Annotated in this window: 29 protein-coding genes; 9 read left to right on the forward strand and 20 right to left on the reverse strand. The window is 71.9% G+C overall.

Translation table 11 applies throughout. The annotated features are described in order from the left end of the window. Positions 1 to 111 precede the first annotated feature (111 nt). The gene (locus tag IE153_RS32050) at positions 112 to 1,134 is read left to right on the forward strand and encodes a Gfo/Idh/MocA family protein (RefSeq protein WP_189593238.1); all 1,023 of its coding nucleotides are present in this window, start codon (positions 112 to 114) and stop codon (positions 1,132 to 1,134) included. A 16-nt stretch (positions 1,135 to 1,150) separates the two neighbouring features. Here IE153_RS32050 and IE153_RS32055 read toward each other — a convergent pair whose 3' ends face one another. Beyond that, complete coding sequence (locus tag IE153_RS32055; RefSeq protein ID WP_189593239.1) at positions 1,151 to 1,828, reverse strand: response regulator transcription factor; 678 nt, start codon at positions 1,826 to 1,828, stop codon at positions 1,151 to 1,153. A 106-nt stretch (positions 1,829 to 1,934) separates the two neighbouring features. Continuing rightward, complete coding sequence (locus IE153_RS32060) at positions 1,935 to 3,206, reverse strand: sensor histidine kinase (protein WP_435811952.1); 1,272 nt, start codon at positions 3,204 to 3,206, stop codon at positions 1,935 to 1,937. A 176-nt stretch (positions 3,207 to 3,382) separates the two neighbouring features. On the opposite strand from IE153_RS32060, the gene IE153_RS32065 reads away from it, so the two are divergent. Further along, a complete protein-coding gene (locus IE153_RS32065) occupies positions 3,383 to 3,583 on the forward strand; it encodes a hypothetical protein (RefSeq protein WP_031106532.1) in 201 nt (66 codons plus the stop codon). A gap of 38 nt (positions 3,584 to 3,621) precedes the next feature. Here the strand turns inward: IE153_RS32065 and IE153_RS32070 are convergent, their stop codons facing one another. From IE153_RS32070 to IE153_RS32080, 3 genes are all read right to left on the reverse strand, one after another. Further along, positions 3,622 to 4,017, reverse strand: a complete 396-nt coding sequence (locus IE153_RS32070; RefSeq protein ID WP_189593344.1) for a guanyl-specific ribonuclease — start codon at positions 4,015 to 4,017, stop codon at positions 3,622 to 3,624. 107 nt (positions 4,018 to 4,124) lie between these two features. Continuing rightward, positions 4,125 to 4,751: a dihydrofolate reductase family protein gene (locus IE153_RS32075; protein WP_189593240.1), complete on the reverse strand. Its 627-nt coding sequence runs from the start codon at positions 4,749 to 4,751 to the stop codon at positions 4,125 to 4,127. Between the two features lie 89 nt (positions 4,752 to 4,840). Beyond that, a complete protein-coding gene (locus IE153_RS32080) occupies positions 4,841 to 5,665 on the reverse strand; it encodes an AIM24 family protein (RefSeq protein WP_189593241.1) in 825 nt (274 codons plus the stop codon). 197 nt (positions 5,666 to 5,862) lie between these two features. Between IE153_RS32080 and IE153_RS32085 the strand changes: the two genes are divergently transcribed. Next, positions 5,863 to 6,606: an SDR family oxidoreductase gene (locus tag IE153_RS32085; protein WP_189593242.1), complete on the forward strand. Its 744-nt coding sequence runs from the start codon at positions 5,863 to 5,865 to the stop codon at positions 6,604 to 6,606. Between the two features lie 144 nt (positions 6,607 to 6,750). On the opposite strand, the gene alc is transcribed toward IE153_RS32085, so the two are convergent. Both alc and allB read right to left on the reverse strand, forming a co-directional pair. Continuing rightward, positions 6,751 to 7,866, reverse strand: a complete 1,116-nt coding sequence (alc, locus tag IE153_RS32090) for an allantoicase (RefSeq protein WP_189593243.1) — start codon at positions 7,864 to 7,866, stop codon at positions 6,751 to 6,753. A gap of 37 nt (positions 7,867 to 7,903) precedes the next feature. Then, positions 7,904 to 9,244: an allantoinase AllB gene (allB, locus tag IE153_RS32095; protein ID WP_189593244.1), complete on the reverse strand. Its 1,341-nt coding sequence runs from the start codon at positions 9,242 to 9,244 to the stop codon at positions 7,904 to 7,906. Between the two features lie 236 nt (positions 9,245 to 9,480). Between allB and IE153_RS32100 the strand changes: the two genes are divergently transcribed. Beyond that, positions 9,481 to 10,278, forward strand: coding sequence for an IclR family transcriptional regulator (locus tag IE153_RS32100; protein WP_030839524.1), 798 nt, complete (start codon positions 9,481 to 9,483; stop codon positions 10,276 to 10,278). 54 nt (positions 10,279 to 10,332) lie between these two features. Here IE153_RS32100 and IE153_RS32105 read toward each other — a convergent pair whose 3' ends face one another. Then, entirely contained in the window at positions 10,333 to 10,662 is a 330-nt protein-coding gene (locus IE153_RS32105) for a DUF5955 family protein (protein WP_189593245.1), read from the reverse strand. Between the two features lie 243 nt (positions 10,663 to 10,905). Between IE153_RS32105 and IE153_RS32110 the strand changes: the two genes are divergently transcribed. Continuing rightward, the gene (locus tag IE153_RS32110; protein WP_189593246.1) at positions 10,906 to 11,520 is read left to right on the forward strand and encodes a nucleotidyltransferase family protein; all 615 of its coding nucleotides are present in this window, start codon (positions 10,906 to 10,908) and stop codon (positions 11,518 to 11,520) included. 208 nt (positions 11,521 to 11,728) lie between these two features. Beyond that, on the forward strand, positions 11,729 to 13,354 hold the full coding sequence (gene aceB / locus IE153_RS32115) for a malate synthase A (RefSeq protein ID WP_189593247.1): 1,626 nt from the start codon (positions 11,729 to 11,731) through the stop codon (positions 13,352 to 13,354). Between the two features lie 16 nt (positions 13,355 to 13,370). On the opposite strand, the gene IE153_RS32120 is transcribed toward aceB, so the two are convergent. From IE153_RS32120 to IE153_RS32175, 12 genes are all read right to left on the reverse strand, one after another. Further along, positions 13,371 to 13,691: an Rdx family protein gene (locus IE153_RS32120; RefSeq protein ID WP_185010506.1), complete on the reverse strand. Its 321-nt coding sequence runs from the start codon at positions 13,689 to 13,691 to the stop codon at positions 13,371 to 13,373. Further along, a complete protein-coding gene (locus IE153_RS32125; RefSeq protein WP_189593248.1) occupies positions 13,688 to 14,602 on the reverse strand; it encodes a HipA family kinase in 915 nt (304 codons plus the stop codon). Before IE153_RS32125 ends, IE153_RS32120 begins: the two co-directional genes overlap by 4 nt. Positions 14,603 to 14,675: 73 nt before the next feature. Further along, a complete protein-coding gene (locus IE153_RS32130; RefSeq protein WP_189593249.1) occupies positions 14,676 to 15,068 on the reverse strand; it encodes a nuclear transport factor 2 family protein in 393 nt (130 codons plus the stop codon). Next, positions 15,065 to 15,943 (reverse strand): alpha/beta hydrolase, encoded by an 879-nt coding sequence (locus IE153_RS32135; protein WP_189593250.1) that lies wholly within the window; start codon positions 15,941 to 15,943, stop codon positions 15,065 to 15,067. The genes IE153_RS32130 and IE153_RS32135 overlap by 4 nt, the downstream gene beginning before the upstream one ends. Next, the gene (locus IE153_RS32140; RefSeq protein ID WP_189593251.1) at positions 15,940 to 17,151 is read right to left on the reverse strand and encodes a beta-ketoacyl-[acyl-carrier-protein] synthase family protein; all 1,212 of its coding nucleotides are present in this window, start codon (positions 17,149 to 17,151) and stop codon (positions 15,940 to 15,942) included. The genes IE153_RS32135 and IE153_RS32140 overlap by 4 nt, the downstream gene beginning before the upstream one ends. Beyond that, positions 17,148 to 18,209: a ketoacyl-ACP synthase III family protein gene (locus IE153_RS32145; protein WP_189593252.1), complete on the reverse strand. Its 1,062-nt coding sequence runs from the start codon at positions 18,207 to 18,209 to the stop codon at positions 17,148 to 17,150. Before IE153_RS32145 ends, IE153_RS32140 begins: the two co-directional genes overlap by 4 nt. Positions 18,210 to 18,248: 39 nt before the next feature. Beyond that, the gene (locus tag IE153_RS32150) at positions 18,249 to 18,680 is read right to left on the reverse strand and encodes a nuclear transport factor 2 family protein (RefSeq protein WP_189593253.1); all 432 of its coding nucleotides are present in this window, start codon (positions 18,678 to 18,680) and stop codon (positions 18,249 to 18,251) included. Positions 18,681 to 18,692: 12 nt separating this feature from the next. Next, the gene (locus IE153_RS32155) at positions 18,693 to 20,123 is read right to left on the reverse strand and encodes an MFS transporter (protein ID WP_189593254.1); all 1,431 of its coding nucleotides are present in this window, start codon (positions 20,121 to 20,123) and stop codon (positions 18,693 to 18,695) included. Between the two features lie 49 nt (positions 20,124 to 20,172). After that, positions 20,173 to 21,546: an aldehyde dehydrogenase family protein gene (locus IE153_RS32160; protein ID WP_189593255.1), complete on the reverse strand. Its 1,374-nt coding sequence runs from the start codon at positions 21,544 to 21,546 to the stop codon at positions 20,173 to 20,175. 2 nt (positions 21,547 to 21,548) lie between these two features. Then, entirely contained in the window at positions 21,549 to 22,664 is a 1,116-nt protein-coding gene (locus IE153_RS32165; protein ID WP_189593256.1) for an AMP-binding protein, read from the reverse strand. Positions 22,665 to 22,715: 51 nt separating this feature from the next. Continuing rightward, on the reverse strand, positions 22,716 to 23,780 hold the full coding sequence (locus IE153_RS32170) for a 3-oxoacyl-[acyl-carrier-protein] synthase III C-terminal domain-containing protein (protein ID WP_189593257.1): 1,065 nt from the start codon (positions 23,778 to 23,780) through the stop codon (positions 22,716 to 22,718). 45 nt (positions 23,781 to 23,825) lie between these two features. After that, positions 23,826 to 24,314, reverse strand: a complete 489-nt coding sequence (locus IE153_RS32175) for an ester cyclase (RefSeq protein ID WP_189593258.1) — start codon at positions 24,312 to 24,314, stop codon at positions 23,826 to 23,828. 465 nt (positions 24,315 to 24,779) lie between these two features. Here IE153_RS32175 and IE153_RS32180 point away from each other — a divergent pair, with 465 nt between their 5' ends. The 3 genes from IE153_RS32180 (at position 24,780) to IE153_RS32190 (ending at position 26,989) form a co-directional block, all read left to right on the forward strand. Next, positions 24,780 to 25,355 (forward strand): TetR/AcrR family transcriptional regulator, encoded by a 576-nt coding sequence (locus tag IE153_RS32180; RefSeq protein ID WP_189593259.1) that lies wholly within the window; start codon positions 24,780 to 24,782, stop codon positions 25,353 to 25,355. Positions 25,356 to 25,544: 189 nt separating this feature from the next. Then, positions 25,545 to 26,291 (forward strand): 3-oxoacyl-ACP reductase FabG, encoded by a 747-nt coding sequence (fabG, locus tag IE153_RS32185; RefSeq protein WP_189593260.1) that lies wholly within the window; start codon positions 25,545 to 25,547, stop codon positions 26,289 to 26,291. Then, positions 26,288 to 26,989, forward strand: coding sequence for a 4'-phosphopantetheinyl transferase family protein (locus IE153_RS32190; protein WP_189593261.1), 702 nt, complete (start codon positions 26,288 to 26,290; stop codon positions 26,987 to 26,989). The genes fabG and IE153_RS32190 overlap by 4 nt, the downstream gene beginning before the upstream one ends. Positions 26,990 to 26,999 lie beyond the last annotated feature (10 nt).

Genomic DNA, 26,999 nt, shown 5'->3' on the forward strand with positions numbered 1-26,999 from the left:
GTTTCGGCACGGGCCGAGCGTAGCTCCGTGCGTTGTTGACGGGAAGTCGTGTAGTCAGATTGTCCGGACATACAGATTGACAGCGGCGAGCTGTGCACGCACTTTGTTTCCATGCGCATCGGCGTCATCGGTACGGGCCGCATCGGCACCATCCACGCGAACACGCTCAGTCGGCATCGCGACGTCGGCTCCCTGATCCTCACGGACGCGGACGCCGCCCGGGCCCAGGACCTGGCGCACCGGCTGGGTGAGACGGCGGCGCCCGGCGTGGAGGAGATCTTCCGCTGGGGCGTCGACGCCGTGGTGATCACGACGGCGACGTCGGCCCACGCCGAACTGATCGGTCGGGCAGCACGCTCGGGTCTGCCGGTGTTCTGCGAGAAGCCCATCGCGCTGGATCTGCCGGGGTCCCTGACGGCGATCGCCGAGGTCGAGGCGGCCGGGACGGTTCTCCAGATGGGCTTCCAGCGCCGCTTCGACGCGGGCTACACGGGTGCGCGCGAGGCCGTGCGGTCCGGCCGGCTGGGGCGGCTGCACACCGTGCGGGCCCTGACCAGCGACCAGGCGCCGCCGGACGCCGCGTGGCTGCCGCTGTCCGGCGGGCTGTACCGGGACACGCTGATCCACGACTTCGACGTGCTGCGCTGGGTGACCGGCCGGGAGGTCACGGACGTCTACGCGGCCGGGTCCGACGCGGGCCCCCGGATGTTCCGCGAGGCGGGCGACGTCGACACCGCGGCCGCGCTCCTCACCCTGGACGACGGCACGCTCGCCACGCTCACCGCGACCCGGATGAACGGGGCCGGCTACGACGTGCGCATGGAGCTCGCCGGGGAGCGCGACCAGATCGTGGTGGGCCTGGACGACCGTACGCCGATCGCGTCCACCGAGCCGACGGGGCCGCCTGCCGCGGACAAGCCCTGGACGGGTTTCCTGGAGCGGTTCGGCCCTGCCTACGAGGCGGAGCTGAACGCGTTCGTCGAGGTCGTCCGGGGTGAGCGGGCCAACCCCTGCGACGGGCGCGAGGCGCTGCAGGCGCTGCGGATCGCCGAGGCGTGCGAGCTGTCGCGGCGGGAGCGCAGGCCGGTGCACCTCGCGGAGATCGCCGGCGGTTCCCCGCCCGTGGTCGCCTGACGCCGGACCCCGGCGGTCAGTGCTCTTCCTGCTCCTCCTCCAGGAGCCCCGCGTCGTAGGCGAGCAGCGCGATCTGCACCCGGTTGTTGAGGTCGAGCTTGGCCAGGATGCGCGAGACGTGCGTCTTCACGGTGGCGACGCTCATGAAGAGGCCGGTGGCGATCTCGGCGTTGGCCAGGCCCCGGCCGACTGCGACGGCGACCTCGCGCTCGCGGTCGTTGAGGACGGCGATGCGGTCCCGGGCGCGGCTGCGGCGCGTGTCGGGGCCGGTGCCGACGGCGTGCCGCATCAGCTGGCGGGTGACCGCGGGCGACAGGACCGGGTCGCCGGCCGCGACGCGGCGTACAGCCGCGATGATCTCGGCCGGCGGGGTGTCCTTGAGGACGAACCCGGCGGCACCCACCCGCAGCGCGCGCAGCACCTGCTCGTCGGCGTGGAAGGTGGTGAGCACCACCACCTGCGGGGCGTCCTCGCGGGCGCGCAGCCGCTCCGTGGCCGTGAGACCGTCCACCGCCGGCATCCGGATGTCCATGAGCACGACGTCCGGACGGGTGCGGTCGACGAGGGCCTCCACCTCGCCGCCGTCGGCGGCCTCACCGACGATCTCGATGTCGTCGGCGCCGCCCAGCATGAAGGACAGCCCGGCCCGCACCAGCGGATCGTCGTCGACGAGGAGGAGTCTGATCGCAGTCATGGGCCTTACGTAATCACGGCCGAGCCGGGCGGCGGGCCCGGACGGGCGGTGCCAACACCCGGCGCCGCGCGCGAGGTTGATGGCCGGAGGGCAGGGCGAGGGGTGCTCACTGCCACGGCAGCCACGCCCGCACCTCGAACCCGCCCCCGGGCGTGTGCCCGTGCTCCAGCCGCCCGCCCGCGAGGGTCGCCCGCTCTGTGAGGCCGATCAGGCCCTGCCCGGAGCCGGGGACGTGCGGCACCTCGCCCACGGGCGGCGGGTTGTGCACGCGGACGGTGAGGCCGGTGCCCGGCGCGCCGGTGACGGTCACCGTGACCTCCGTGCCGGGGGCGTGCTTGCGCGCGTTGGTCAGGCCTTCCTGGGCGATCCGGTAGGCGGTGCGGCCGACGGAGGACGGGACGGCGGCGGGTTCCTCGACGCGCTGGTCGAGGGCGACCTTCATGCCGGCCTCACGGGACTCCGCGACCAGCGTGTCCATCGCCGCGAGGGTCGGCTGCGGCCGGCCCGTGTCGTCGGGTTCGCCCGCGCGCAGCACACCGATGATCTCCCGCAGGTCCTGGAGTGCCTCGTGCGCGCTCTCCCGGATCACTCCCGCCGCCCGCGCCGTCTGTGCCGGGGGCGCGTCGGGCCGGAACTCCAGGGCGCCCGCGTGCACGCTGAGCAGCGTCAGCCGGTGGGCGAGCACGTCGTGCATCTCCCGGGCGATGGCTTCGCGGGCGAGCCGCTGCGCCTGTTCGGCCCGCAGCCGCGCCTCGGTCTCGGCGCGCCGGGCGCGGTCCCTGAGGCTCACCATCAGCTGCCGCTTGGCCCGTACGAACATGCCCCAGCCGACGATCGCCACGGTGAGCACCACCGCGAAGGGAACGCTCACCAGGTAGGGGATGTCCGCGTCGGGGCGCACCCAGTAGTAGAGCGGCACCAGCGCCACGTTGATGCCGCCCACCCATGCCACGTACCGGAAGGGGCGGTGCACGGCGAGGGTGAACAGGGCGATGAGGCCCGCGCCGCCCGAGGTGTCCGAGACGAGGGAGAGGGGCGTCATGGCCACGGCCAGCCCCAGCGGCCAGCGGCGCCGCAGCCAGACCGCCGCGCAGGCCAGCGCGCCGATCACCTGGTCGACGGCGGCGAGCCCGGGCGGCACGTGGGGGTTGTCGGCGAGCGCCTCCATGGCGGTCGCGCCCACGATCACGGCCAGCAGGAAGCAGGAGAAGTCGACGGCCCAGTCGCGGGCGGTGCGCCGGGGCCGCCCGGCCCGTGCGGCGTCCGGGTCGAGTTCGTGCAGGAGCGCCGACGGGAAGAACCATCTGCGCCCGGTGACGAGCGCGGGCGTCGCTCCCACCGGTACCGGGGAGGCATGCCCCACGTCGTCACCACTCACGGCGCCAAATCTACGCAGCCGAAGCCCGTACCGGCCGTCCTCGGGCGGGATCGTCGACCAAAGTCGTCACGCCGCAGACTTTCGACGCGGCCGGCGTCCCGGAGCGGGGACTTCCGTCCCGGGGTGCTCGTCCCGCGGCCGATGTGCGTGGGGGTCCGCGGGACGAGGCTGGTGGCATGAAGCAGGTACTGGAGATTCTCGGCTTCCTCGCCCTGGTCCAGGGCGTGGCGGGCCTGGTGCACGAGTTCACCGACTGGAACTGGGGCCTGGTCCAGCGCCTGGGGTTCCTCGACGGCTACGAGATCTACGCGAGCGTCGCGCTGCTCGTGCTGGGCGTGGCCCTGTTCGCGGCGGCCGGGAGCCGGAAGTCCGTCTGAGCTGCCGACGGACGTCCGGCCCACGGTCCCGTCAGGGCTCAGCAGCCGTAGTCGACCAGGTCGAAGGACTCGTAGTGGTCGGCCGTGTAGTAGTCCTCCTGGTTCTGCTCACCGGTGACGATGCGCCGCGCGCCGCGGTTGGAGGAGCCCGGGGTGATGACCGTGTACTCGTGGTAGTAGCCGGAGGACTGGCTGGGCAGGACCCCTTCCCGGTTCTGGAAGACGGTGCCGTCCTGGTCGAACGGGTAGGGGCCGCCCTGCTCGATCAGGTCGAGCGTGTCGTGGGCCTGGGACGGCAGGTCGCTGTAGCAGATGTCGCCGACGGCGGTGGGGGACGCGTCGGCCGTGGTGGCGGAGACGGTTCCGCCGACGAGGAGGGCGGACAGAAGGGCGGCTGCTGCGCCGAGCCGCGAGGCGCGTGGGGGGAAATTCATGACGCTCATGATGACGCGCGTAGACGCTGGCATGTCAATGACAAGCCAGGAGAATTTCCTGTGAAGCCCCGTGAGTTCGCGGGAAGTTCACCGGCCCGGCGGCGCCCTCACGCGCCTTCCGGCAGGCCGAACTCGCCGTACTCCGGCCGGCCCTTCAGGTCGTACGTCTGGATGGAGACACCCCCGCCGGTGACGCTCCCGCCGGTGTGCTCGAACGCGGTCGGTACGGCGCCCTCCGTGAACAGCCGGAACCCGGAGCCGAGCACGACCGGGAAGGTCAGCAGGTGCAGGGTGTCCAGGAGGTCGAGCGCCAGCAGGGACCGGACGAGGGCGCCGCTGCCGTGCACCTGGACCTCGCCGTCGGTGCGCTCCTTCACGGCGGCGACCTCCTCGGCGAGGTCGCCGGAGAGCACGGTCGTGCCCGCCCAGCCCGGGTCCGTCAGGGTCGAGGAAGGCACGTACTTCGGCAGGGAGTTGAGCGGGGCGGCGACCGGGTCCGCGGGGTCGGTCACCTTGGGCCAGTAGGTGGCGAAGATGTCGTACGTACGGCGGCCGAGCAGGAAGGCGCCCGGACGGGTGAAGACCTCGCCGATGAACCGGCCGAAGTCCTCGTCGGCGTACGGGAAGCTCCAGCCGCCGTGGGTGAAGCCCCCGCGGGTGTCCTCCTGCGGCCCGCCGGGGGCCTGGTAGACGCCGTCGAGGGTGACGAAGAGGGTGGAGACGAGCTTGCCCATGACGGGTGCCTGCTTCCTGGAGTGGGGCCTGATGCCATCACGTCAGACCCCACCGGCACCCGCAACTCATCGCCGGTCCGGACGCCCGCTCACTGGGCGTTCGTGGAGAACAGCCCGCCCGTCGGGCCCTGCTTGTCGCCGCCCTGGGCCTTCCTCAGGGCGTTCGCGAGGCTCTCGATGGTGAGGGACTGCAGGATCACGCGGCCGTTGCCCTCCAGGGTGGCCAGGGACAGGCCCTCGCCGCCGAAGACCGCGTTCATCACGCCCTGGCGGTTGAGGCCGCCGACGCGCTGGACGCCGTACTGGATGCCCTCCTCGAAGGCGACCACGCATCCCGTGTCGACCTCGACGCGGCCGCCGAAGTCGGCCGGGTTCAGGTCGATGAAGTTGCCGGCCCCGGCGATGATCACCGTGCCCCGTCCGGTGAACTTCTCCAGGACGAAGCCCTCGCCGCCGCTGCGGCCGGTACGGCCGCCCTGGAAGGCGATGCCGAAGTCGACGGTGGACTCGGCGGCCACGAAGGCGTCCTTCTCGGCGAACCACGCGCGCGTGCCGTCCAGTTCCAGCGCGCGCATCTCCCCGGGGAGCACGCCCGCGAAGCCGACGGTGCCCTCGCCGCCCTGGGTGGTGAAGTACTGGAACGCCAGCGACTCCCCCGCGAGGGCGCGCTGGCCGGCCTGCATGGCCGTGCCCATGGCCTGGCGCAGCAGCCCGCCCATGCCGCCCGAGCCGCTGCCGCCGGACTGCGACTGCTGCCCGCCCCCGCCCGAGGGACCGCCCAGGCGGGTCTCCATGGTGACGTTCGTGGTCTTGAACAGGAACTTTCCGGCCTCGCAGTACACCGTCTGACCGGGCTGCAGGCTCACGACCGCCATCTGCATGGCGTTACCGACGATCTCTTGCTGAAGGGTCACGACCGGAGAACGCGGGAGGCGGAGGGAAAGGTTCCGCATGTGCGCCGGATCGGGCGTGGGCCGGTCGGGTGTGTGCCGGATGGCGTGCGGGGCGCCATCGGGTGACTGCCGGGCCGCGGAACCTCCGCCGCGCGACCGGGAACGTCGACGTCCGTTCGCCGCCGGCGCCGGTGCCGTGCGGCCGCTGGGATGGACCCATGACTTCTCAGGGAATTCTGGACGGCAAGGTGGCTCTCGTGACCGGCGGGAGCCGGGGCATCGGCGCGGCGACGGCGGTACGGCTGGCGCGCGAGGGCGCGGACGTGGCCGTCGGCCATGTGAACGGCAAGGAGGCCGCCGAGGGCGTCGTACGGGCCGTGGAGGCTCTGGGGCGCCGGGCGGTGGCGCTGCGCGCGGACACGGGCGATGCCACGGAGGCGGCCGGGATGGTGGACGCGGCGGCAGAGGCGCTGGGCAGGCTCGACATCCTGGTCAACAACGCCGGCGTGGGAGTGCTCGGTCCGCTGGACACCCTGTCGCTCGCGGACGTGGACCGGGTCCTCGACGTCAACGTGCGGGGTGTCTTCCTGGCCTCCCAGGCGGCCGCCGCGTGGCTGCCCGAGGGCGGTCGGATCATCACGATCGGCAGTTGCATCGCCCAGCGGGTGCCGGGGCCGGGCGGGACCCTCTACGCGACGAGCAAGGCGGCCCTGGCCGGTCTGACCAAGGCACTGGCCCGGGAGCTGGGCGGGCGCGGGATCACGGCGAACCTGGTGCTTCCCGGCCCGATCGACACGGACATGAACCCGGCGGACGGGCCGTACGCGGCCGGGCAGGCGGCGATGACGGCGCTGGGCCGGTTCGGGACGGCGGAGGAGGTGGCGTCGACGGTCGCCTACCTGGCGGGGGCGACGTACGTGACCGGGGCGGAGTTCTCGGTGGACGGAGGCCACGCGGCGTGAGGCACGCGTGGGCGTGAGTCGCGCTTTGAGACGTACTCCCCGTAAGGCACGGGGGCCGTGAAGCGCGTTCCCCGTGAGCGCGCGTGCGCCGCGAGTACGTGGGGCGCACCGGTGCTGTCCGGCCGGTGCGCCCCACGGGTCGGGTCAGCCGCCGAGCTCCTGGTGGCGTGCCGCCAGCCGGCTCGTTCCCTCGGAGGTCAGGGAGCCGAACAGGCGGAGCCTGGAGATGCCGCCGTCCGGGAAGATGTCCACGCGCGCGTGCGTGCCGACGGCCGGGGCCGGCAGGACGAAGCGGTGGTTGGTGTCGGGCTGGAGGCGGGTGCGGGGCAGGATCTCCTGCCACTCGCCGTCCTCGCCGTCCCTGACGGACACCGAGGCCCAGCCGGCGCTGTTGCCCTTGAGGTAGGCGGTGTCGATCTCCAGGGCGCGGATCTGGGCCTGGGCGGCGAGCCGGTAGCGGATCCAGTCGTGGCCCTGGTCGCGCCGGCGGCGGGTCTCCCAGCCGTCGTCCATCTTGCGGGAGCGGCCCGGCTGGATGGTGTTGGAGGCGGGCGAGTAGAAGAGGTTGGAGGCGTCCTCGGCCCGGCCGCCGTTCTCCAGGGCGACGACGTCGAAGGTGCCCAGCGCCTCCAGCCACACGGGGTCGGGGACGACCTCGCCGTGGACGCGCAGGCGGGCGATGCCGCCGTCGGGGTGCTGGTTGACCCTGAGGTGGGTGAAGCACTGCTCGGCGGCGACGGCGAAACCGTTCGCCGCGTGGCCGCCGACCGCGGTGCGCGGGACGAGGGTCGTCCACTTCACGTCGTCCCCGAGGAGCTCCTCGGGCGACGGTGAGCCGGGGACGCAGGCGCCCTCGACGGACACGGCCTGCGGGTAGTTGCCGCGGAAGTGGGCGGTGTCGACGACGATCCCGCGGATCACGCCCGGGGCGCCGAGGCGGACCAGTGCCCAGTCGTGGTCCTCGGAGGTCGGCCAGGGGTGGTCGGCGGAGGCGCCCCGGCGGCGGCGGGTCTCCCAGCCGTCCATGATCTTGCCCTTGTGGCCGAAGTGCTCGGGGTCGAACTCGGCGGGCTCGGGCACCAGCAGGTTCTCGCGCTGGGCGAAGAACTCGTCGTTGGCGGCGATGACACCGGCTCCGAGGCGCCGGTCGGCGAGGTCGGCGTACGGGGTGAAGGGGAAGTCGGCGGTGCGGTAGTCCGCGTAGGGGTCGCCGCCTCCGTAGGGGTTCGCGTCGCCGGTGAAGCTGGGGATCGCCGTCACGATGATCAGGTCTGCCTTTCGAGGTCGTGGATGGGATTCAGTGGGTCCGGGTGAGGAGCCGCCCCTTCGGTTCGGTGAACTCGCCGTCCGCGACGACGCGCTGCCCGCGCAGCCAGGTGGACTTCACGACGCCGTGCAGGGTCTTGCCGGCGTACGCCGTGACGTGGTTGCGGTGCTGGAGGGCCACCGGGTCGACGGTGAAGGTCTCGTCGGGGGCGAGGACGGCGAAGTCGGCGTCGCGGCCCACCGCGATGGCGCCCTTGCGGTCGTCGAGCCCGACCAGTTCGCAGGTGCGCGCGGACATCCAGCGCACCACGTCCTCCAGGCCGTGCCCGCGCCTGCGGGCCTCCGTCCACACCGCGGCCAGGCTCAGCTGGAGTCCGGAGATGCCGCCCCATGCCGTCGCGAAGTCGTCGGTCTTCAGGTCGGCCGTGGACGGGGAGTGGTCGGTGACGACGCAGTCGATGGTGCCGTCGGCGAGGGCCTGCCAGAGCAGGTCCTGGTTGGCGGCCTCGCGGATGGGCGGGCAGCACTTGAACTCGCTGGCGCCGTCGGGGACTTCCTCGGCGGTGAGGGTCAGGTAGTGGGGGCAGGTCTCCACGGTGATGCGGACGCCCTCCGCCCGCGCCTCGGCGATCATCGGCAGGGCGTCGCTGGAGGACAGGTGGAGCACGTGCACCCGCGCATTGAGGGCCTTCGCCTCGCGGATGAGCCGGGCGATGGCGGTGTCCTCGGCGTCCCGGGGGCGGGAGGCGAGGAAGTCGGCGTACTTCGGGCCCGGCTGCTGCGGGGCGGAGGCGAGCAGGTGGGGGTCCTCGGCGTGCACGATGAGCAGGCCGTCGAAGGCGGCGATCTCTGCCATGGTGCGGGCGAGGGCGTCCCGCTCCAGGTGCGGGAACTCGTCCACGCCGGACGGCGACAGGAACGCCTTGAAGCCGAACACCCCGGCCTCGTGCAGCGGGCGGAGCTCCTTGATGTTGTCGGGCAGGGCGCCGCCCCAGAACCCGACGTCGATGTGCGCCTTGTCGGCGGCGACCTGCTGCTTGGTCCGCAGGTGCGGGACGGTCGTGGTCGGCGGGAGGGAGTTGAGGGGCATGTCGACGAGGGTCGTGATGCCACCGGCCGCCGCGGCGCGGGTGGCGGTCCAGAAGCCCTCCCACTCGGTGCGGCCGGGATCGTTGACGTGCACGTGCGTGTCGACCAGGCCGGGCAGCAGGACGTGGTCGCCCAGGTCCTCCAGGCGAGCGCCTTCGGGGACGGGCGCGTCGTGCGGGAGGACGGCCGTGATCGTGCCGTCGGTCACCGCGACGGACGCGGCCCGCGTTCCTTCGGGGGTGATGACTCGCGTCGAGCGCAGCACCAGTTCAGCGTCGGACACCCGAACCCCTTACTTCCGCGTAACGGAATTCAACTTTCTGTTGAAGAAGTCTTCACTCCCTCTTCCGCGCCGTCAAGGGCACACTTGACTGCGGCACCCTTCGGCGAAACTCCTGGACGTTTCCACAAAGCGGAATTAAACTTCCAGCACGCAGAACGTAGCTACGTACAAGCGGGGAGTCAACCGACCGCCGGGTAGGCTTCTGCCCTTCCCGCCCGCCCCGAAAGGAACGCGCCGTGCCGACGTCCAGCGCCAGCACCACCGACTCCGCCCGGTCCTCCGCCAACGGCGGCGTCCAGTCCCTGGAGCGCGCCTTCGACCTGCTCGAACGGATGGCGGACGCGGGTGGCGAGGTCGGCCTGAGCGAGCTGTCCGCGAGCAGCGGCCTGCCCCTGCCGACCATCCACCGCCTGATGCGCACGCTGGTGGCCTGCGGGTACGTACGTCAGCAGCCCAACCGGCGGTACGCGCTCGGCCCGCGCCTGATCCGCCTCGGCGAGTCGGCCTCCCGGCTGTTGGGCACCTGGGCACGGCCGTACCTGGCGCGCCTGGTCGAGGAGACCGGCGAGACGGCGAACATGGCGCTGCTGGACGGGGACGAGATCGTCTACGTGGCGCAGGTGCCGTCGAAGCACTCGATGCGCATGTTCACGGAGGTCGGGCGGCGGGTGCTGCCGCACTCCACGGGCGTGGGCAAGGCGCTGCTCGCCGGTTTCCCGCCGGAGGAGGTGCGGGCCCTGCTCTCCCGTACGGGCATGCCCGCCGCGACGGAGAAGACGATCACGACGGCCGACGGCTTCCTCGCGGCCCTGGAGGACGTGCGCCGGCAGGGCTACGCCATCGACGACAACGAGCAGGAGATCGGGGTCCGTTGCCTCGCGGTGCCGGTGCCCGACTCCCCCACCGCCGCGGCCATCTCCATCTCCGGCCCGGCCGGCCGGGTCACGGAGGCGGCGACGGACAAGATCGTGCCGGTGCTCCAGCAGGTCGCCGTGGAGCTGTCCGCGGCGCTCGCCAGCCAGAGCCCGGCGTAACGGCGGCGGGCCGCAGGGCGCCGCGCCACCGCCGGGCCCGCCCGGCCCGAGCGCCTACCCCTGACCCCGCACCGGCCCACCGAAGAGATCGACGGCCCGCCGGACCTCCGTGAGCTCCGCGGACAGGGCGCTCACGGAGCCGATCGCGCCCGCGATCAGCAGGAGGGAGCGGCGCAGGCAGGGGATCTCGGGGATGCCGTCGGCGGCCATGGCCGCCAGCGCGGCCAGTTCCTCCTCGGCGATGGCCCGGTCGGCGAACTCGCCGGGATGGGCGGCCAGTCGGCGGCGTAGCCGGGACACGGCGGAGCGCAGCTCCGTCACGCGCGGGTCCTCGTCGCCGCCGGCCACGGGCCCCTGCCGCTTCTGCTCGACGCTCCGCAACACAGTCCTCCCCCTCGCACCTCGTCGTGCACATGCCCTTCCGACGCGAAGTCCCCCACACCGGGCCGCAGTCGGGCGCCCGGCCGGTCGGTGCGGGCGACAGTAAACGACGCGGGCCACCAGGCGCCAGTCCATTGCGTCATCGACTTGTTTCGCTGAGTGACTTTCTGGCCCGAGGCGCACGCCCGTGCGACGCGCGCTCCGCGCCGTCGCACCCCCGTACGGGGCGTGCGGTATGCAGGAGCCATGACGACACGGGAGACGACGGGCGAGGCACGAGCGGTTGCGGGACTGCTGCTCGCGGCCGGCGGCGGGCGGCGGCTCGGCGGGCGGCCCAAGGCGCTGCTCCCCCATCGCGGACGGCCCCTGGTGGAGCACGCGGTGCGGGTACTGCGGGAGGGTGGATGCGCGACCGTCCACGTGGTCCTGGGCGCCCGGGCCGGCGACGTGCGCACACGGGCCTCACTGCCGGGCTGCGTCCTGGTGGACAACCCCGACTGGGAGCAGGGGATGGGGAGTTCCCTGCGCGCCGGGCTCGACTCGCTCGCCGGAACGGGGGCACGGGCAGCCCTGGTGTCGCTCGTCGACCAGCCCGGCATCGGGCCCGAGGCGGTGGCCCGGGTCCTCGCGGCGTACGAGGGCGAGGAGTCGCTCGCCTCCGCCGCGTACGACGGTGTGCGCGGGCATCCGGTGCTGTTCGGCGCCGCCCACTGGGCGGGCATCGCCGCGACTGCGACCGGGGACCGGGGGGCACGCGCCTATCTGAAGGAGCACCGGACGGCCCTCGCCCTCGTCGAGTGCGGCGACGTCGCCCGGCCTTTCGACATCGACACCGAAGCCGATCTGGCCCACCTGGAGTGAGCGGGGTGGCACGGAGCGCCACCTTGCCTCGACCCTGAGAATCTCGACATCAACAGACGATTGAACTTCCACCATGAGGAAACTAGTATCCACTGTTCAGAAGCGCCCGTCCGCTCCCCGGGCGCCGAACGCCGTATCCGGGAAGACTGGCACCCGGTGCCAAGCACGCCGGCTCGTCTTCACAGCTCGCTGAAGGAAGTGACCGTTCATGTCCGCTCCAGCGCCGTCCCCGCTGGCCATCGTCGACGCCGAGCCCCTGCCCCGGCAGGAGGAGGTCCTCACCGAAGCGGCGCTCGCCTTCGTGGCCGAGCTGCACCGGCGGTTCACGCCCCGGCGTGACGAGCTCCTCGCCCGCCGCGCCGAGCGCCGCGCCGAGATCGCCCGCACCTCCACCCTCGACTTCCTCCCGGAGACGGCCGCGATCCGCGCCGACGACTCCTGGAGGGTCGCCCCGGCCCCGGACGCCCTGAACGACCGCCGGGTCGAGATCACCGGTCCCACCGACCGCAAGATGACCATCAACGCCCTCAACTCGGGCGCCAAGGTGTGGCTCGCGGACTTCGAGGACGCCTCCGCGCCCACCTGGGAGAACGTGGTCCTCGGCCAGGTCAACCTGAGCGACGCCTACACCCGGAACATCGACTTCACCGACGCGAAGTCCGGCAAGTCGTACGCGCTGAAGGCGGACGAGGAGCTCGCCACGGTCGTCATGCGCCCGCGCGGCTGGCACCTGAACGAGCGTCACCTCGTCGACGCCGACGGCACCCCCGTGCCCGGTGCGCTCGTCGACTTCGGCCTGTACTTCTTCCACAACGCCCAGCGCCTGCTGGACCTCGGCAAGGGCCCGTACTTCTACCTCCCGAAGACGGAGTCCCACCTGGAGGCCCGCCTCTGGAACGAGGTGTTCGTCTTCGCGCAGGAGCACTGCGGCATCCCGCAGGGCACGGTCCGCGCGACCGTCCTCATCGAGACGATCACCGCCGCGTACGAGATGGAGGAGATCCTCTACGAGCTGCGCGACCACGCCTCCGGGCTGAACGCGGGCCGCTGGGACTACCTGTTCTCCATCGTCAAGAACTTCCGTGACGGCGGAGCCAAGTTCGTCCTGCCGGACCGCAACGCGGTGACGATGACGGCCCCGTTCATGCGCGCGTACACCGAACTCCTCGTCCGCACCTGCCACAAGCGCGGCGCCCACGCCATCGGCGGCATGGCGGCGTTCATCCCGTCCCGTCGGGACGCCGAGGTCAACAAGGTCGCGTTCGAGAAGGTCCGCGCCGACAAGGACCGCGAGGCCGGCGACGGCTTCGACGGCTCCTGGGTCGCCCACCCCGACCTGGTGCCGATCGCCATGGAGTCCTTCGACAAGGTCCTCGGCGACAAGCCCAACCAGAAGGACCGCCTCCGCGAGGACGTCGTCGTCGAGGCGGCCGACCTGATCGCCGTCGACTCGCTCGACGCCAAGCCGACGTACGCGGGCCTGGTCAACGCCGTGCAGGTGGGCATCCGTTACATCGAGGCGTGGCTGCGCGGCCTCGGCGCCGTCGCCATCTTCAACCTGATGGAGGACGCGGCCACCGCCGAGATCTCCCGTTCCCAGATCTGGCAGTGGATCAACGCGGAGGTCGTCCTCGACAACGGCGAGCAGGTCACCGCCGACCTGGCCCGCAAGGTCGCCGCCGAGGAACTCGCGAACATCCGGGCCGAGATCGGCGACGAGGCCTTCGCGGCCGGCAACTGGCAGCAGGCCCACGACCTGCTGCTGACGGTCTCCCTCGACGAGGACTACGCCGACTTCCTGACGCTCCCGGCGTACGAGCAGCTCAAGGGCTGACCGGCCGAGCCGGACGCTAGCGCTCCGAGTGGCCCAGGGACTTCTCCGGGGCCACTCGGTCGCGTACGGCCTTCTTCACCGCCGTCGGCTCCGGGAAGCCCTGCTCGCGCCGGTCCCAGACGACCTCGTCGCCGACGCGGACGATGAACACCCCGCCCGTGCCGGGCTTCAGGGCCAGTTCCGTCAGTTCCGCCTCGAAGGTCGTGAGCAGTTCCTGCGCCAGCCAGGCCGCGCGGGGCAGCCAGCGGCACTGGGTGCAGTATTCGATCTCGACCCGTGCCGAGGCGCCCGGGGCGTCCTCCGTCGGTTCGATCTCGATCCGCTGAACATCCGTCATCCGAGGTGCACCGACCAATCCTGCTCGGCCGCGGGCTTGCCGTGCAGGTCGGGCACCTGCTTGAGCCACGCGGGGCGTCCTTGCTGGCTCCTCGCCGCCCGGAGGGCCTCCTCGGCGGCGAGTTCCTCGCGGGTGGGGAAGCCGGTGGGCAGCCAGTCCGCGGAGGTCTCCGCGCGGGCGCGGAGGTAGGTCACGTACGCCTCGCGCACCGCGTCCGCGCCGGCGAAGCCCGGCTCGTCCGCGAGCCAGGCGTCCGGGACCTCCGCGAGGATGTGCCGCAGCAGCTCCTCGGTGACGCGGGGCGCCAGCTCGGCGTCGGCGGCCCGCACGTCGGGCCCGTAGTGGCCGAGGGCGTGGTGCCGGAAGTCGTACGCCCTGCGGGGGTCGGTGGCGTCCCAGCGGTGGTGGAAGACCAGGGCGGCGCCGTGGTCGATCAGCCACAGGCGCGGGGGTGCGACGCCGAGGGTGGGCCAGACCATCAGGTTGGAGCTGTGCACCGTACGGTCGACGTTCACGGTCAGCGCGTCGAGCCAGACGATCCTCCCGGCCTCCAGCGGATCGACGGGGAAGACCCGGGCGACCTCCGGGGTGAAGTCCCGGGCGCCCGGCAGGTGATCCATGCCGAGGTTCACGCCCGCGCTCGCCGCGTGCAGGTCCCGTACCTCCTGATGGGGTTCGTGGTCCGCGATCGCCGGGTCGAAGTGCACCAGGACGAGTTCCGGGAAGCGCAGCCCGAGGGCGCGGGCCAGTTCCCCCACGATGACCTCGGCGACGAGCGCCTTGCGGCCCTGCGCGGAGCCGGTGAACTTCACGACGTAGGTGCCGAGGTCGTCCGCCTCGACGACCCCGGGGACGGAGCCGCCGGACCGCAGGGGTTCGACGTAGCGGGTCGCGGTGACCTCTCTCAGCATGGTCCAAGGCTCCCCGGAGGGCGGAATCCGAAGGTGCAATAGTAACCGGGCCGGCGGCCGGGGCCGTGGTCGCTCAGTGCCCCGGGGCGGGCGCCTCGGTGATGCCGCGCTGGCCCGTGACCGAGTGCACCTTGCGGATGCGGCCGGCGTCGTCGAACTCGAAGACATCGATTCCGCCGACCACGCGGTCCGGGCCGACCCGCAGGTTCCACAGCGACACGGCGAAATCCGCACCGGGGTGCACGAAATTTCGCACCAGGGTGAATTCCAGATCGTTGTCCAGCGACTCCCGGAAGGCGCGGACGAAGGTCTTCAGCTGCGCGGGTCCGGTGATGTCGTCCCCGTTGTGCGTCGAGGCGTCGCGGCCGAAGTAGATCGTGAATTCCGGGGAGCAGATCTCGTCCGCGTTGGCGAACGCCCCGTTCCACATGTCGTTCCAGAGGTCGAGCTTCTTCAGTTCGATCATTTCTGCGTCCTTACCAGGAATTCTGCTTCACGAGCCTTCGCCACCCGGGCCGCCGTCGAGCGCACGGTGGTGAACGCGTGCGCCGCCCCGGCGAAGACATCCAGTTCGGTCGGTGCGTGCTCACGCCACCGCGCCTCCATCGCCAGGGTCTGCGGGAGCAGTGCGTCGCCGGTGCCGACGCAGAACCGTGCGGGCGGCACGCCGTGCAGGTCGGCGTACGCGGGCGAGGCGGCCCGGCGCTGCTCGCCTGTGGCGCCCGGCATCAGAAGCCCCAGTGCGCGGTCGAGCCCGGCCGTGAGGTCGAAGGCGCCGTAGTTGAGGGAGACCGCGGAGAAGGGCTGGCGCCCCAGGAGCGCGGGGACCGCGGTCACGGTCAGAGCGGCGAGATGCGCGCCGGCGGACTCGCCGCCGATGGCCAGGAATCCCGCTCCCGGGCGCTCGGCGACCGCGCGGGCGACCGCGAGCACGTCGTCCAGGCACGCCGGGTAGCGGTGCTCGGGCGCCATCCGGTAGCCGACGGAGAGCACCGTCAACTCGGTGCGGTCGGCGAGTCGTTGCAGGGTCTCGTCGTGCATCGTGTGACTGCCCAGACACCAGCCGCCGCCGTGCAGGTGCAGATACGTGCCGCGCGAGAGGCCCTCGGGGGTGAACGAGCGGACGGGCACGCCCCCGACGGTCAGATCGCGCGCGCTCGGCACCGGCGCGTCGTCGCCGAACCGGACCGTCTCCCGGTACTGCGCGAAGGTCAGGCCGGCGGGCACGTCGTAGAGCGTCGCCACCCTCGACCTCAGCCGCTCGCCGACGCGCACCGACTCCTGCGCGTAGGCGTGGCCGATGGTCGCCAGGTGGGTGGTCCCGTCGGGCGGTGCGGTCATCGCGCCGCCTCCAGGGCCACCACCGAGGACTGGCTGCCCAGCGCGAACGCGAACGACAGCGCGGCCCGCAGGTCGGCGTCGCGGGCGCCACCGAAGACGGAGTCGAGTCCGCACTCGGCGTCGGCCTGTGTGCTGTTGGCCGTCGGCGCGATCGTCTGCGCGTCGAGCATGGAGGCCGTCGCAGCGATGTTGACCAGCGCGGAAGCACCGAACAGGTGCCCGAAGACGGGCTTCACCGACGTCAGGGGCACGTCGGTGTCCTCGCCGAAGACGCGGCGGACCGCCCTGCTCTCGGCGATGTCGTTGGTCCGGGTCCCCGTGCCGTGACCGCACACGTACCCGATGTCGCCGACCGAGAGGTTCGACTTCTTGATGACCCGCTCGGCGAGTGCCGCGGTCTTCTCGCCCGACAGTTCCATGGTGGTCGGGTGGGCCGCCTCGTTGGCGACGCCGGTCGCCAGCACGAACGCGTAGATGTGCGCGCCGCGGGCCACCGCGTCGGCCTCCCGTTCGAGGACCAGGGCGACGGCTCCCTCGCCGAGAGCCGTGCCGTCCCGGTTGACGTCGTAGGGACGGATCGAGTCCGCCGCCGTGGTTCCGAGACTCAGCACGCGCGACTTCGGATCGGTGTACACCCGCAGCAGGTTGGGGGTCAGCGGGAACTCGTGCCCCACGACGATCATGATGTCGGCTTCGTCGGAGCGTAGCTCCGCCGCCGCGGACCGCAGCGCGTGGGTGCCGCCGACACAGGCCGACGACACGGTGGAGACGTAGCCCTGGACGCCGGTGCGGATGGCCGCGATGCTCGCGGGCGCGCCCGGCAGACCGCCGAGGACCCGCCCGATCCCGGACGCGGAGGCGAAGTCGCGCTCCCACCAGTGCAGCGGGCCTCGTGACGACGACGCGATGACGCCGACGCGGTGCGGATCGAAGTCACCGACCCCGGCGTCGCCGAGCGCCTCGTCGATGCCGGCGAGGGCCGCGAGGATCTCGCGCGAGTACTTGCTCGCGTGGGCGGGATCGAGCCCTTCGACCACCGGGTCGTGGGTGAGCTGTCCCGCCATCACGGTCGGCACGCCGCGATCGTGGTAGGCCGACTGGGGCGTGAGCGCCGACGCGCCGGCCCGCACGCGCCCCCAGAAGTCGTCCGCGGTGCGCACGCCGCCCGGCAGGGTGAACCCCATCCCGGTGATCGCCAGGCGCGTCATGCCGCACGCTCCAGCGGCACCTGCAGCACGGCGCACGTGTAGGAGTAGCCGCCGCCGGCCCCGAGGACGAGGACGATGTCGCCCGGTGCGAGATCCCCCGCCGTCTCGGCCTCGGCGATGTTGGCGAGGAAGTCGCCCGCGCCGAGGTGGCCCGAGGCGCTGTAGTGGCAGACGACCCGGTCGCTGTACTTCTCCTCGATCGGCCCGATCATCAGCTCGCGCACCTTGTCGCTGAGCCGCGGCGCGAGCACCCGGGCGATCCGCGGGTCGCCGGGCGACAGCCGGGCGCGGTCGAGGGCGGTGTCCACCGCCTCGGTGATGCACTCATGGGACACCGCGCGCAGTCGGGGCCGTCCGCCCTCGTCGGAGAACTTCTCGGTCGGCATCGCGTTGATGTACGGCGGTGCCAGCGCCGGTTGCGGGCCGAAGCCGTCGTAGTCGTCGCGGGTGCGCCACAACTCCGGTGCGGCGACGTGCTCGACGGCCAGGAGATGGAAGGCGTCGCCGGGTTCGGGCCGTCCGACGACGGCGGCCGAGGCGCCGTCGCCGTAGGCGAGCATGATGTGGCTGCGCCAGTGATCGACGGCGGGCGCGCCGAAGCGGTCCGCCGCGACGATCAGCGCGTGGGAGTGCTCGTCCATCCGCAGCTGGCCGGCGGCCAGGGAGAAGGCCATCGCCGCACCGTTGCAGGCCTGTTGGATGCCGACCGGCGCACACGAGCGCGGGAGGCCGAGACCCTCGGCGACGCAGTGCCCGGCGGTGAAGAAGGGGTTGCCCTGGTAGTTCGTCCACGCGTAGGCCAGCAGTCCGACGCCGTCGGCGGGCACGCCCGACGCCGACAGCGCGGCATGGCCGGCGGCCACGGCCATCGCGGGCGCGGACTCGGTCTCCCACGAGCGGGCGATGTGCAGGGTGACGTCACCGTGCCGGGCCGCCTGCTCGGGGGTCAGGTTGCCGATCCGCACCTCGTCCGCGGGTCTGCGCGTCTTCTCCGGGAACCAGCAGCGCGCTGCCCGGATACCGAGGATCGGCTCGGCCGTTGCTGAATGCAGTGCCATGGGTTGCTCCTCGTGGGTCTGGGATGGCTGCGCGTGGGCTCAGGTCGTCCTGGTGACGGCGCCCTGGGACCAGCACTCGGTGATCTGCAGCGCCTCGTCGACCTGGAAGATGTCGACCCCGACGAAGAGGGCCTCCCGGCCCGGGATGTCGTGCGGCCAGCCCGTGGCACCGGTCCATCTGCCGGTGCCGATCCAGCGGTAGGCGAAACGGCGCTCGTTCCCGTCGACGAACGGCCCGAAGTCCGTCGTGTACCGGAGACCTTCGAATTTCCCGGTGAATCCGGCGACCCATTTCGACATTTCCGCCGGGCCCGAGATCGTGGACGGGTCGATGGTGGCCGTGGCATCGGGCAGGTGCAGCACGTATCCGGCCGGGGAGATGATGTCGTGGGCGATGTCGGAATCCTCGTTCCACATCCGCAGCCAGTTCTCCCATATCTTGTCCGCGACGGACGTGTCCAACGTGAGCATGTGTCGGTCCTTCTAGTCGGTGGGTGTGGTGGCCGTCCGGCGCGAGCCGGCCAGGGCGATCCCGGCCGCGACGACGGTGAGCACGGCGGCGACGATCCACGCTTCGCGCAGGGCCGGAATCGGCGACGTCCCGCCGCGGGTGGCGCTGTCGTGGATGACGAGGAGCAGGGCGACGCCGATCGCGATGCCCATCTGCTTGGCCATGGTGTGCACGGCGGAGCCCGAGGCGTAGAAGGACTCCGGGATGGTGGTGGACACGCGGCCGGCGAACGCCGCCATCGCCACGATGGTGCCGATGGAGGTGAGCATGGAGCCGGGCATGATCGCCAGCACGTACGGCAGGTCTGTCGGGGCGGTGACCGTCCACCAGACCATGCCGAGACCGAGGACGACGCAGCCCAGCGCCGCGGTGCCGGCCAGACCGATGCTCCGGGCCATCCGCCCGGTGAGCATGGCGAAGACCGGCATCAGCACGGTTCCCGGCGCGATGGCCAGACCGGTCTCGATCGCGGAGTAGCCGCGCACGTTCTGCGTCCACAGCACGACCGAGAGCAGCATCACCGCGAAGGCGGCGCTGTAGACGAACGCCGCGATGTTCGTGCGGACGTAGACCGGCAGTGCGAGCAGTTCGCGCGGGACGACCGGCGAGGCGTGCCGAAGGTTCCGGACCACGGCGACGGCGAGCATCAGGGCCGAGCCGGCGAAGGCCGACAGGGTGGTCGCCGAGCCCCATCCGGCGTCCGGTGCCTCGACGAGCGCGAAGACGAGGGCGCCGACGAAGAGCGCGACGGCCAGGGCGCCGATCAGGTCGGGGGCCGGTGCCGAGGAGCGCCGTTCCGAGGAGGGCAGCACGCGCACTCCGACGCCGACGGCCAGGGCGCCGATCGGGACGTTGATGAGGAAGATCAGTCGCCAGTCGTACTGGACGAGCAGGCCTCCGACGACCGGTGCCATGGCCGCCGCGATCCCGCCGGCCGCGGTCCAGCTGCGGATCGCGCGCTGCTGCAGCTCCGGCGGGTTCACCTGCAGCAACAGGCCCATCGAGGTCGGGGTGAGGGCGGCGGCACCGAGCGCTTGGAGGGCCCGTGCCGCGATCAGGACCGGCAGGGTGGGGGCGAACGCGCACAGTCCGCTGGCCAGGGTGAAGAGCACCAGCCCGCCGAGGAACGTCTGCTTGCGGCCCAGGTGATCGGCCAGCCGGCCGGCGGGGATCAGCGCGGCGGCGTAGAGGATCGTGTACGCGTTCAGCGTCCAGCTCATGACGGCGTTGCTGTAGCCGGGGAACTCGTGCTCGATCGCCGGGAAGGCGACGTTCACGATCATCATGTCGAGACTGGTCAGCACGAATCCGCAGCACAGGACGGCGAAGACGATCCCCCGGCGGCGGTCGGCCGTCTTGTCCACCGGGGCGGCGGGGGCGGTGGTGGGCGTGTCGGCGCTCATGACAGGTTCTTTCGGTCGCGTTCGGGTGGGGGGTTCCAGAGCGGCGAGGTCAGCGGATGACGCCCTTGGTCCTCATCAGGTGTTCGGACAGGTAGCCGTCGTGCGGCACCCCGGGTTTCATCCATGTCGTGGTGTGGGAGCCGATGTAGACGTTGGCGATGCCCGGCTCGTCGAGCAGCCGGCGCGCGAACTCCATGTCCTCGGTGATCGCCGCGACGACCAGCGAGGAGGTGAGCGGCGCGATCCCGTCGGCCCGGCGGTACGGTGCCACCCAGACACAGGGGAAGGGCAGTTCCACGCCCAGCACGGGAGCCTTGGCGTCGGGGGCGACCCGGACGACCGGGTGCAGGACCGCCGCCCCCGGACGGACCGTCTCGACGATGTCGTCCCGGCCGTAGGCCGTGGTGCCCGTCCCGGCCTGTTCGACGTAGTCGGCGAGTTGACGGGCCGTCTCCTCGGGCAGTTCGATGCGGAGCTTGCCGGCCTCGACCTCGGCGAGCCGGCCGGCGAGGGCGGCGGCGAAGGCGTGCGCCGTCGCCGTGTCGCCCTCGACGAGGACCGCGGTGGTGCAGGTGCAGGCGGCGCCGCCGAGGCCCGCGACCGAGGCCGCGATCGTGTCCAGGTGCTCGTGCCAGTCGACGTCGTCGGTGACGACCGTCTTCGAGCGCCCGGGCCCCTGGGTGAGCACGGCCGGGTTCGCGGCGTACTTGTCCACGACGGACTGCCCGCCGTAGACCAGCGCGCGGTCGGCCTGCTCAATGAGGACGTCGGCGACGTCGTGGTCGGTGGGCAGCAGGGCCACGTGCGAGGTGAAGCCCGCTTCCCGGAAAGCGCGCACGAGACGCTGCGGGGTGAACGGCTCGCGGCTCGACGGCCGGACCGCCACCGCGTAGCCGAGGGCCAGGGCGCTGGGCCACAGGCTGTGCACGCCCGGGGTGTTGCCGGAGGCGTGGACCGCGAGTGTCCTGCCCTGGCGCGCCCAGTACGCCGCGCCCTCCCGCAGCCGGGGGTCGTCGAGGTCGGTGACGGCGCCCCGCGGGATCTCCTGCGCGAGTGTGTCCGGCAGGGCCCGCAGCGTCCGGGCGATGGCGGCGACCGAAGCGTGCGCGATCGCGCGCGGCACTCCGGCGCACAGGCTCACCAGGTCGAGGTAGTCGTCGGCCGACTGCCCCTCGAGCATGGCGTTCTCGAACAGGTCGGCCGCCTTGGCGAGCATCTCCAGCCGGGTCGCGTAGGGCAGCACGGGAGCCTGGGCCAGCCGGGCGAAGGCGCGGGTGACGTAGAGCCGGGGGACCTCGCTGACGGCGCCGATCTCGCGGCCGTCGGGCAGACGGAGCGGTTTGCTCGCCCGGGCCCGGTACTCGCCCGCGTCGGTGATCGCGTCGACGTGGGTGAACACGGGCGCGGCTTGGGGGGCGGTCATCGTCAGTAGACCCCCTCGGTGACGCGGGTGCCCTCGAACGTCTGCACTGGCGCGACGTCGGCGACCGCGTCTCCGATGTGGCCGTCCTCGGCCGCCACCCGGATCGCGGTGTCGCGTTCCAGGTTGTTGGGGACGAGCGCGAACTTGGAGATGTGGTTCATCACGATCTGCCCGCGCTCGCCGTAGGGGACGGGCCGGCCCGTGTCGGGGTCGACGACCCGGAAGAACACGTACGGGGAGAACGGGTCGAAGGTCGCGAGGCCCGAGGGCTGTTCCTCCTTGCGTTCCACGGCGACGCTGAGGATCGTCGTACTGCCGTAGCCGCCGACGATCGGGATGCCGGGGAACACCTCTTCGCGCAGGATGGCGCGGGTGTCCGGGTCCATGTGCGCCCCGCCCCAGGCGATGCGCTTGACCTTGGAGCGGACGAGCTCGACGAGTTCGGGACGTTCGGCGATCTTCGTCAGCAGGATCGGGATGGTCTGGATCATCCCGATGTCCTGGGTCGCGAGGATGTCGGCGGTCTGGTCGACGAGATGGTCGACGTAGGCGCGCAGCTCGTCGGTCTGGCCGCGCTCGATGAGCTTCTTGACCCAGCGCGGGTCGATGTCGATGCTGAACCGCTTGCCGCCCAGGGCGTGCGACTGCCGGACGGTGACCTCGCCGATCATGTGCGGGCCGGACGGTGTCGTGGCGAGCAGGTTGATGCCCGAACCGCCGAGACCCGAAGCGGCTTTGCGGCCCGCCCAGGCCAGGTAGCGGGTGAACCAGTCCTCGAACATGACGAACCGCTTGGGCCGGCCCGTCGTGCCGCCGCTCTCGAAGATGGCCGCGATCTTCGGCGACTCGCCGAGGCCGCGCGGGACGAGGTCCTCCGCGGCGATGTCGCGGAACTCGTCGACGACGTTGGGGAACAGGGCGAGATCCTCGACGGACTTCACGTCGGTGAGGGGGTCGAAGCCCAGGGTGGCCTTGCGCTTCAGCCAGAACGGCGACCCCGTCCGCGGCCCGAAATGCCACTGCATGAGGGTGCGCACGTATGCGTCGGCATCGGTGACGGTCTGCTGCAGCGGGTCGACATCCAGGATCGACCAGTCGTGGGCGCCGGGGTCAGACATCGTGGGTCCTTTCGGGGGGGGTGCATGCGGGGCGGAGAGGGGTGTGGGGGGTCAGGGGCGCGGGACCGAGGGGCCGAGCTTCTGCACGAGCGCGGCCGACCAGGTGAAACCGCCGCCGCCGCCGACGACGAGCGCGTACTGCCCGTCGGCGATGAGGCCGGTGCGCCGCAGATGGTCCAGGTTCGCGAGGAAGTCGCCGGCGCCCAGATGTCCTGTCGTGTCGCGCTCGCAGTGCAGCGTCGGCGCGAGCCGCGGATCGATCGCCTCGGAGTACATGAGGTCGAGCACCTTGGGGCTGAGCCGGGGAAGCATCGTCGCGGCCACGTCGCCGATGCCGACACCGGCTCTGTCGATGACTCCGGCGACGAGTTCGCCGATGGTCTTGACCGCGACGTCGCGGAACTCGGCGGTGCCGCCGGAGCGTTGGAAGAAGGCGCGCTTGGTGGCCTTGACGTCGACGGCAGCCCGCAGGGCGTGGGGGGTGGTACCGAAGGCGTCGCCCTCGCGGTACATGGCCTCGAACTGCGGCCGGGCGCGCGAGTCCAGGGCGAGGACGCGCAGGGCGGGCCCGGTCCTGCGATCGGCGTGCGGGGAGAGGACCACGCAGGTGGCGCCGTCGCCGTACACGGTGTCGTAGTCGCTGCCCCACCGGTCGAAGCCGTCGCCGCCGAAGGTGTCCGCCGTGGTCACCACGCTCAGGGCCGGCGCTCCGGGGGCCGCGGAGCGGACCCGCTCGACGGCGATGCCGAGCGCCGCGGCTCCGCCGTTGCACATCTGCCCGACGGACAGGGGGACGCAGCTGTCGAACCCGGCCTCGTGCGCGACGAAGTGCGCGGGGGACCAGAAGTCGTGCCCCTGGTAGTAGGTGTGGGCGTGCAGCAGGTGCCCGACCTGGTCGGGTGCGGCACCCGCCCTGGTGGCGGCGGCGCGTGCCGCGGCCGCGGCGAGTAACGGCGCCGGCTCGTCGGCGACGTGCACCCGCGTCACGCCCAGCCGGTCGCGCTCCGACTCGGTGATGCGCCCCGACCGTACGGCCTCCTCGGCGGACTCCGTCGCCGGTGGCAGCACCACGGCACTGCCGATCACGAAGGCGCCCGGCTCAGTCGGCGGCCGCATGGGACGGCTCCTGTCGTGCTCCGGTGGGGAAGATCGTGCCGTTCATCAGGCTCGGGCTCCCGCCGGGATCGTCGCGCCGAGCTGGCCGTACAGGTCGAGCTGGTCGTCGCTGAGCCAGTACTCGGCGATGCGCCGGTTCTCGAGCCGCAGGATGTCGACGCCGCAGATGGAGACCTCGGTGCCGGGCGGCGCGGTGGCCGTGGCGGGGACGCCGCCCTGCCACGTCCCGGTGAAGCGCCAGCGCGCCACGACGTACTCGTCACCGACGAGCCAGGGCCCGAGCTCGGCGGCGAATCGTGCGCCCGGGCGGTAACAGCTCCGGAAGCCCTCGATCCAGCGCGTGACGTCGTCGCGGGTGGTCAGCGACGCCGAGGGGGGCATCCCGAAGAGCGGCAGGTGCACGGTCACGTCGTCGGTGATGAACTCGGCCGGGTCGGACCCGCCGGTGCCGTTCCACAATCCGGTCCAGAATTCCCAGATCGTCTGCCCGAGGTCGGCGCATGGATTACCTGCCGAGATTGGCGTGGGTCGCATCGTCTTTCTCCCCCTGCGAATTGCACGAACGGGTTGACGGCCGCGGAATCATCGATGGCACCCTGCGCGTCTCGCGATGGGAAGACGCTTCTCCGGGTGAAATTCTGGGGTATTTCACATAAGCGGGCTCGTCGGCCATTTCCATCCCCCAGCTCACGCCTCCCGGGAACGCCCTGCCGCGGCCGTGTGACCCCGGCGGGCGGCTGCGGCCTGCCCCCGGCAGCACTGACCATAGCCCAGCCCGATCCCCTCCGCAACCCCTAAGTAAGTAGGTGCATACAACTGACTAGCCGCCCAGAGCAGGGACTTGACCCGAGACTCATCAGGTTAGTTAGCACTAGCAGCCAAGCTGATGCCGCAACCGCCGACACCGACGGGCCGGGTGGGGAGCCGGCGTCGAGGTGTGACACAAGTCGAGGAGCCCGACGCGCGGATGTGACACAATGAACTATGCAAAAAATCCGCATGTCAGCAGCGCAGCGACGAGCCCAGATTCTCGATATCGCCATGCTGGAGTTCTCCCGGACGGGACTCTTCGGCACCCCTGTCGATGTGATCGCCAAGGCGGCGGGTGTGACGCAGCCGTACGTTTTCCGGCTATTCGGCAGCAAGACGAAATTGTTCACCGAATGTGTTCGCATTTCGTTTACGCAGTCGACGACCCGCATGCTCGACGCGGCTGAAGGACTGTCCGGTGTGAACGCGCTGGTGGCGATGGGCAACCAGTACCGGTCGAACCTGGAGAACAATCCCGATGTGCTGATCCAGGTGCAGGCCTTCGCCGCGTGCGCCAACGACGAGGTGCGCGAGGCCGTGCGGGAGTGTTACGGCGACCAGTGGCAGCAGCTGGCCAAGCGGGCCGGCGTGGATCCGGTGCAGATGAAGATCTACATGGCGCTGGGACTGCTCCTGAACGATCTGACGATGATCGGCGCCAAGCCGGGCGCGGGCATGGACGAGCAGTGGGTGGAGGACGCCTACACCGTCATCGACGCCTCGGTCTTCGCCGCGTTGGGGACACTGCCCGACCCGGACGCGTGACCGCGCACCCTCACACGGGCTCTCGCCGGATTTCCGCCCGCGCGGTGTATCCACGGCAGCCTCCGCGGCCTCTGTACGGGGGCCGGCGGGACGACACCCGGACAGGACGTCCCCCGGTGACCGGACCGTAGGGGGCCGTGAGCGGCCCCGTCCCCGTCGAGGGGACCGTTTGTGGAGGGAACCGTCGTCATGCCGGACAGTCAGCGCCGTGTCGTCATCGTCTCGGGGGGATCGCGCAGCATCGGGCGCGCCGTCGCCGTCCAGCTCGCCGCCGAAGGGCACGACATCGCCTTCTGCGGCCGCAGTCGTTCCGCCGCCGCGGAGGAGACGGCCGAACTCGTCCGCGCACAGGGAGCGGCCTGCTTCCACGCGCCGTGCGACGTCGCCGACCACGTGGCCGTGGAGACGTTCGTCAAGCAGGCGGAGCATGAACTCGGGCCCGTGTACGGCCTGGTGAACTCCGCGGGCATCGTCCGGGACAGCCACCTGGTGATGATGCCGGTCGAGGACTGGGGAGCGGTCATCGACACCAATCTGACGGGCACCTTCAACTTCTGCCGCACGGTCGGCTTCGGCATGCTCAAGCGGCGAGCCGGCGTCATCGTCAACATCTCGTCCGTGGCCGGCGTCTACGGCCACGCCACCCAGGCCAACTACTCGGCGTCCAAGGGCGGAGTGAACAGCCTCACCCGGACCCTCGCCAAGGAGCTGGCCCGGCAGGGTGTCCGGGTCAACGCCGTGGCACCGGGGTTCATCGACACCGACATGACCGACGAGATGAGCGACAAGGCACGCAAGGAGGCCGTCGCCGCGGTTCCGCTGCGCCGCTTCGGCACCGCGCAGGAGGTCGCCGACCTCACCGCGTTCCTGATGTCGGACAAGGCCGGCTACATCACCGGGCAGATCCTCCAGGTCGACGGCGGCGTGGCCCTGTGACCCCACCGCGCGCCCGCCCCCGGCCCGGCGAGCTGCACGTGTGGTGGCTGCCGGTGCCGTCGGGCGCGTCCCCGGGGCAGGCCCACTCGGTGCTCGACGCCGCCGAGATCGCGCGCGCCGAACGGCTGCGCGAGCCGGAGAGCAGGAACCGCTTCGTGCTGGCCCACGCCGGTCTGCGGATGCTGTGCGCCCGGTACCTGGGCACCGGGCCGGGCGGGGTGGCCTTCGAGCGGGCGCCGTGTCCGCGCTGCGGGGCCTCCGGCCACGGCCGTCCCCGGCTGCGTGGTGGGGTCGGCCCGGAGTTCTCCATGACGCATTCCGGAACCGCGGTCCTGTACGCGTTCGCGGCCGCCCCCGTGGGAGTCGACCTGGAGGCGGCGCCGACCCGGCCCGGACTCGAGCGGACCGTCGGCGGGTGGCTGCACTCCGGCGAACGGCGGGCGCTCGACGCGCTCCCCGAGGACGAACGCCCGAGCGCGTTTCTGCGGACGTGGGTGCGCAAGGAGGCCTATCTGAAGGGCGTCGGCACGGGCATCGCCCACGGCGTGGACGGCCGGCCCGGCTCGGACGACCCCGCGTGGACGCTGCTGGACCTCGACGCGCCCTGCGGCTTCGTCGCCGCCGCGGCCGTCCGCGACGGCGCACCGGCCACGCTGGTCAGCGGCACTCTGCCGGTGTCGGCGGTGGCGACGCTGTGAGGAGGCATGC

It is taken from the genome of Streptomyces massasporeus, assembly GCF_014648995.1.
Classification (GTDB): Bacteria; Actinomycetota; Actinomycetes; order Streptomycetales; family Streptomycetaceae; genus Streptomyces; species Streptomyces massasporeus.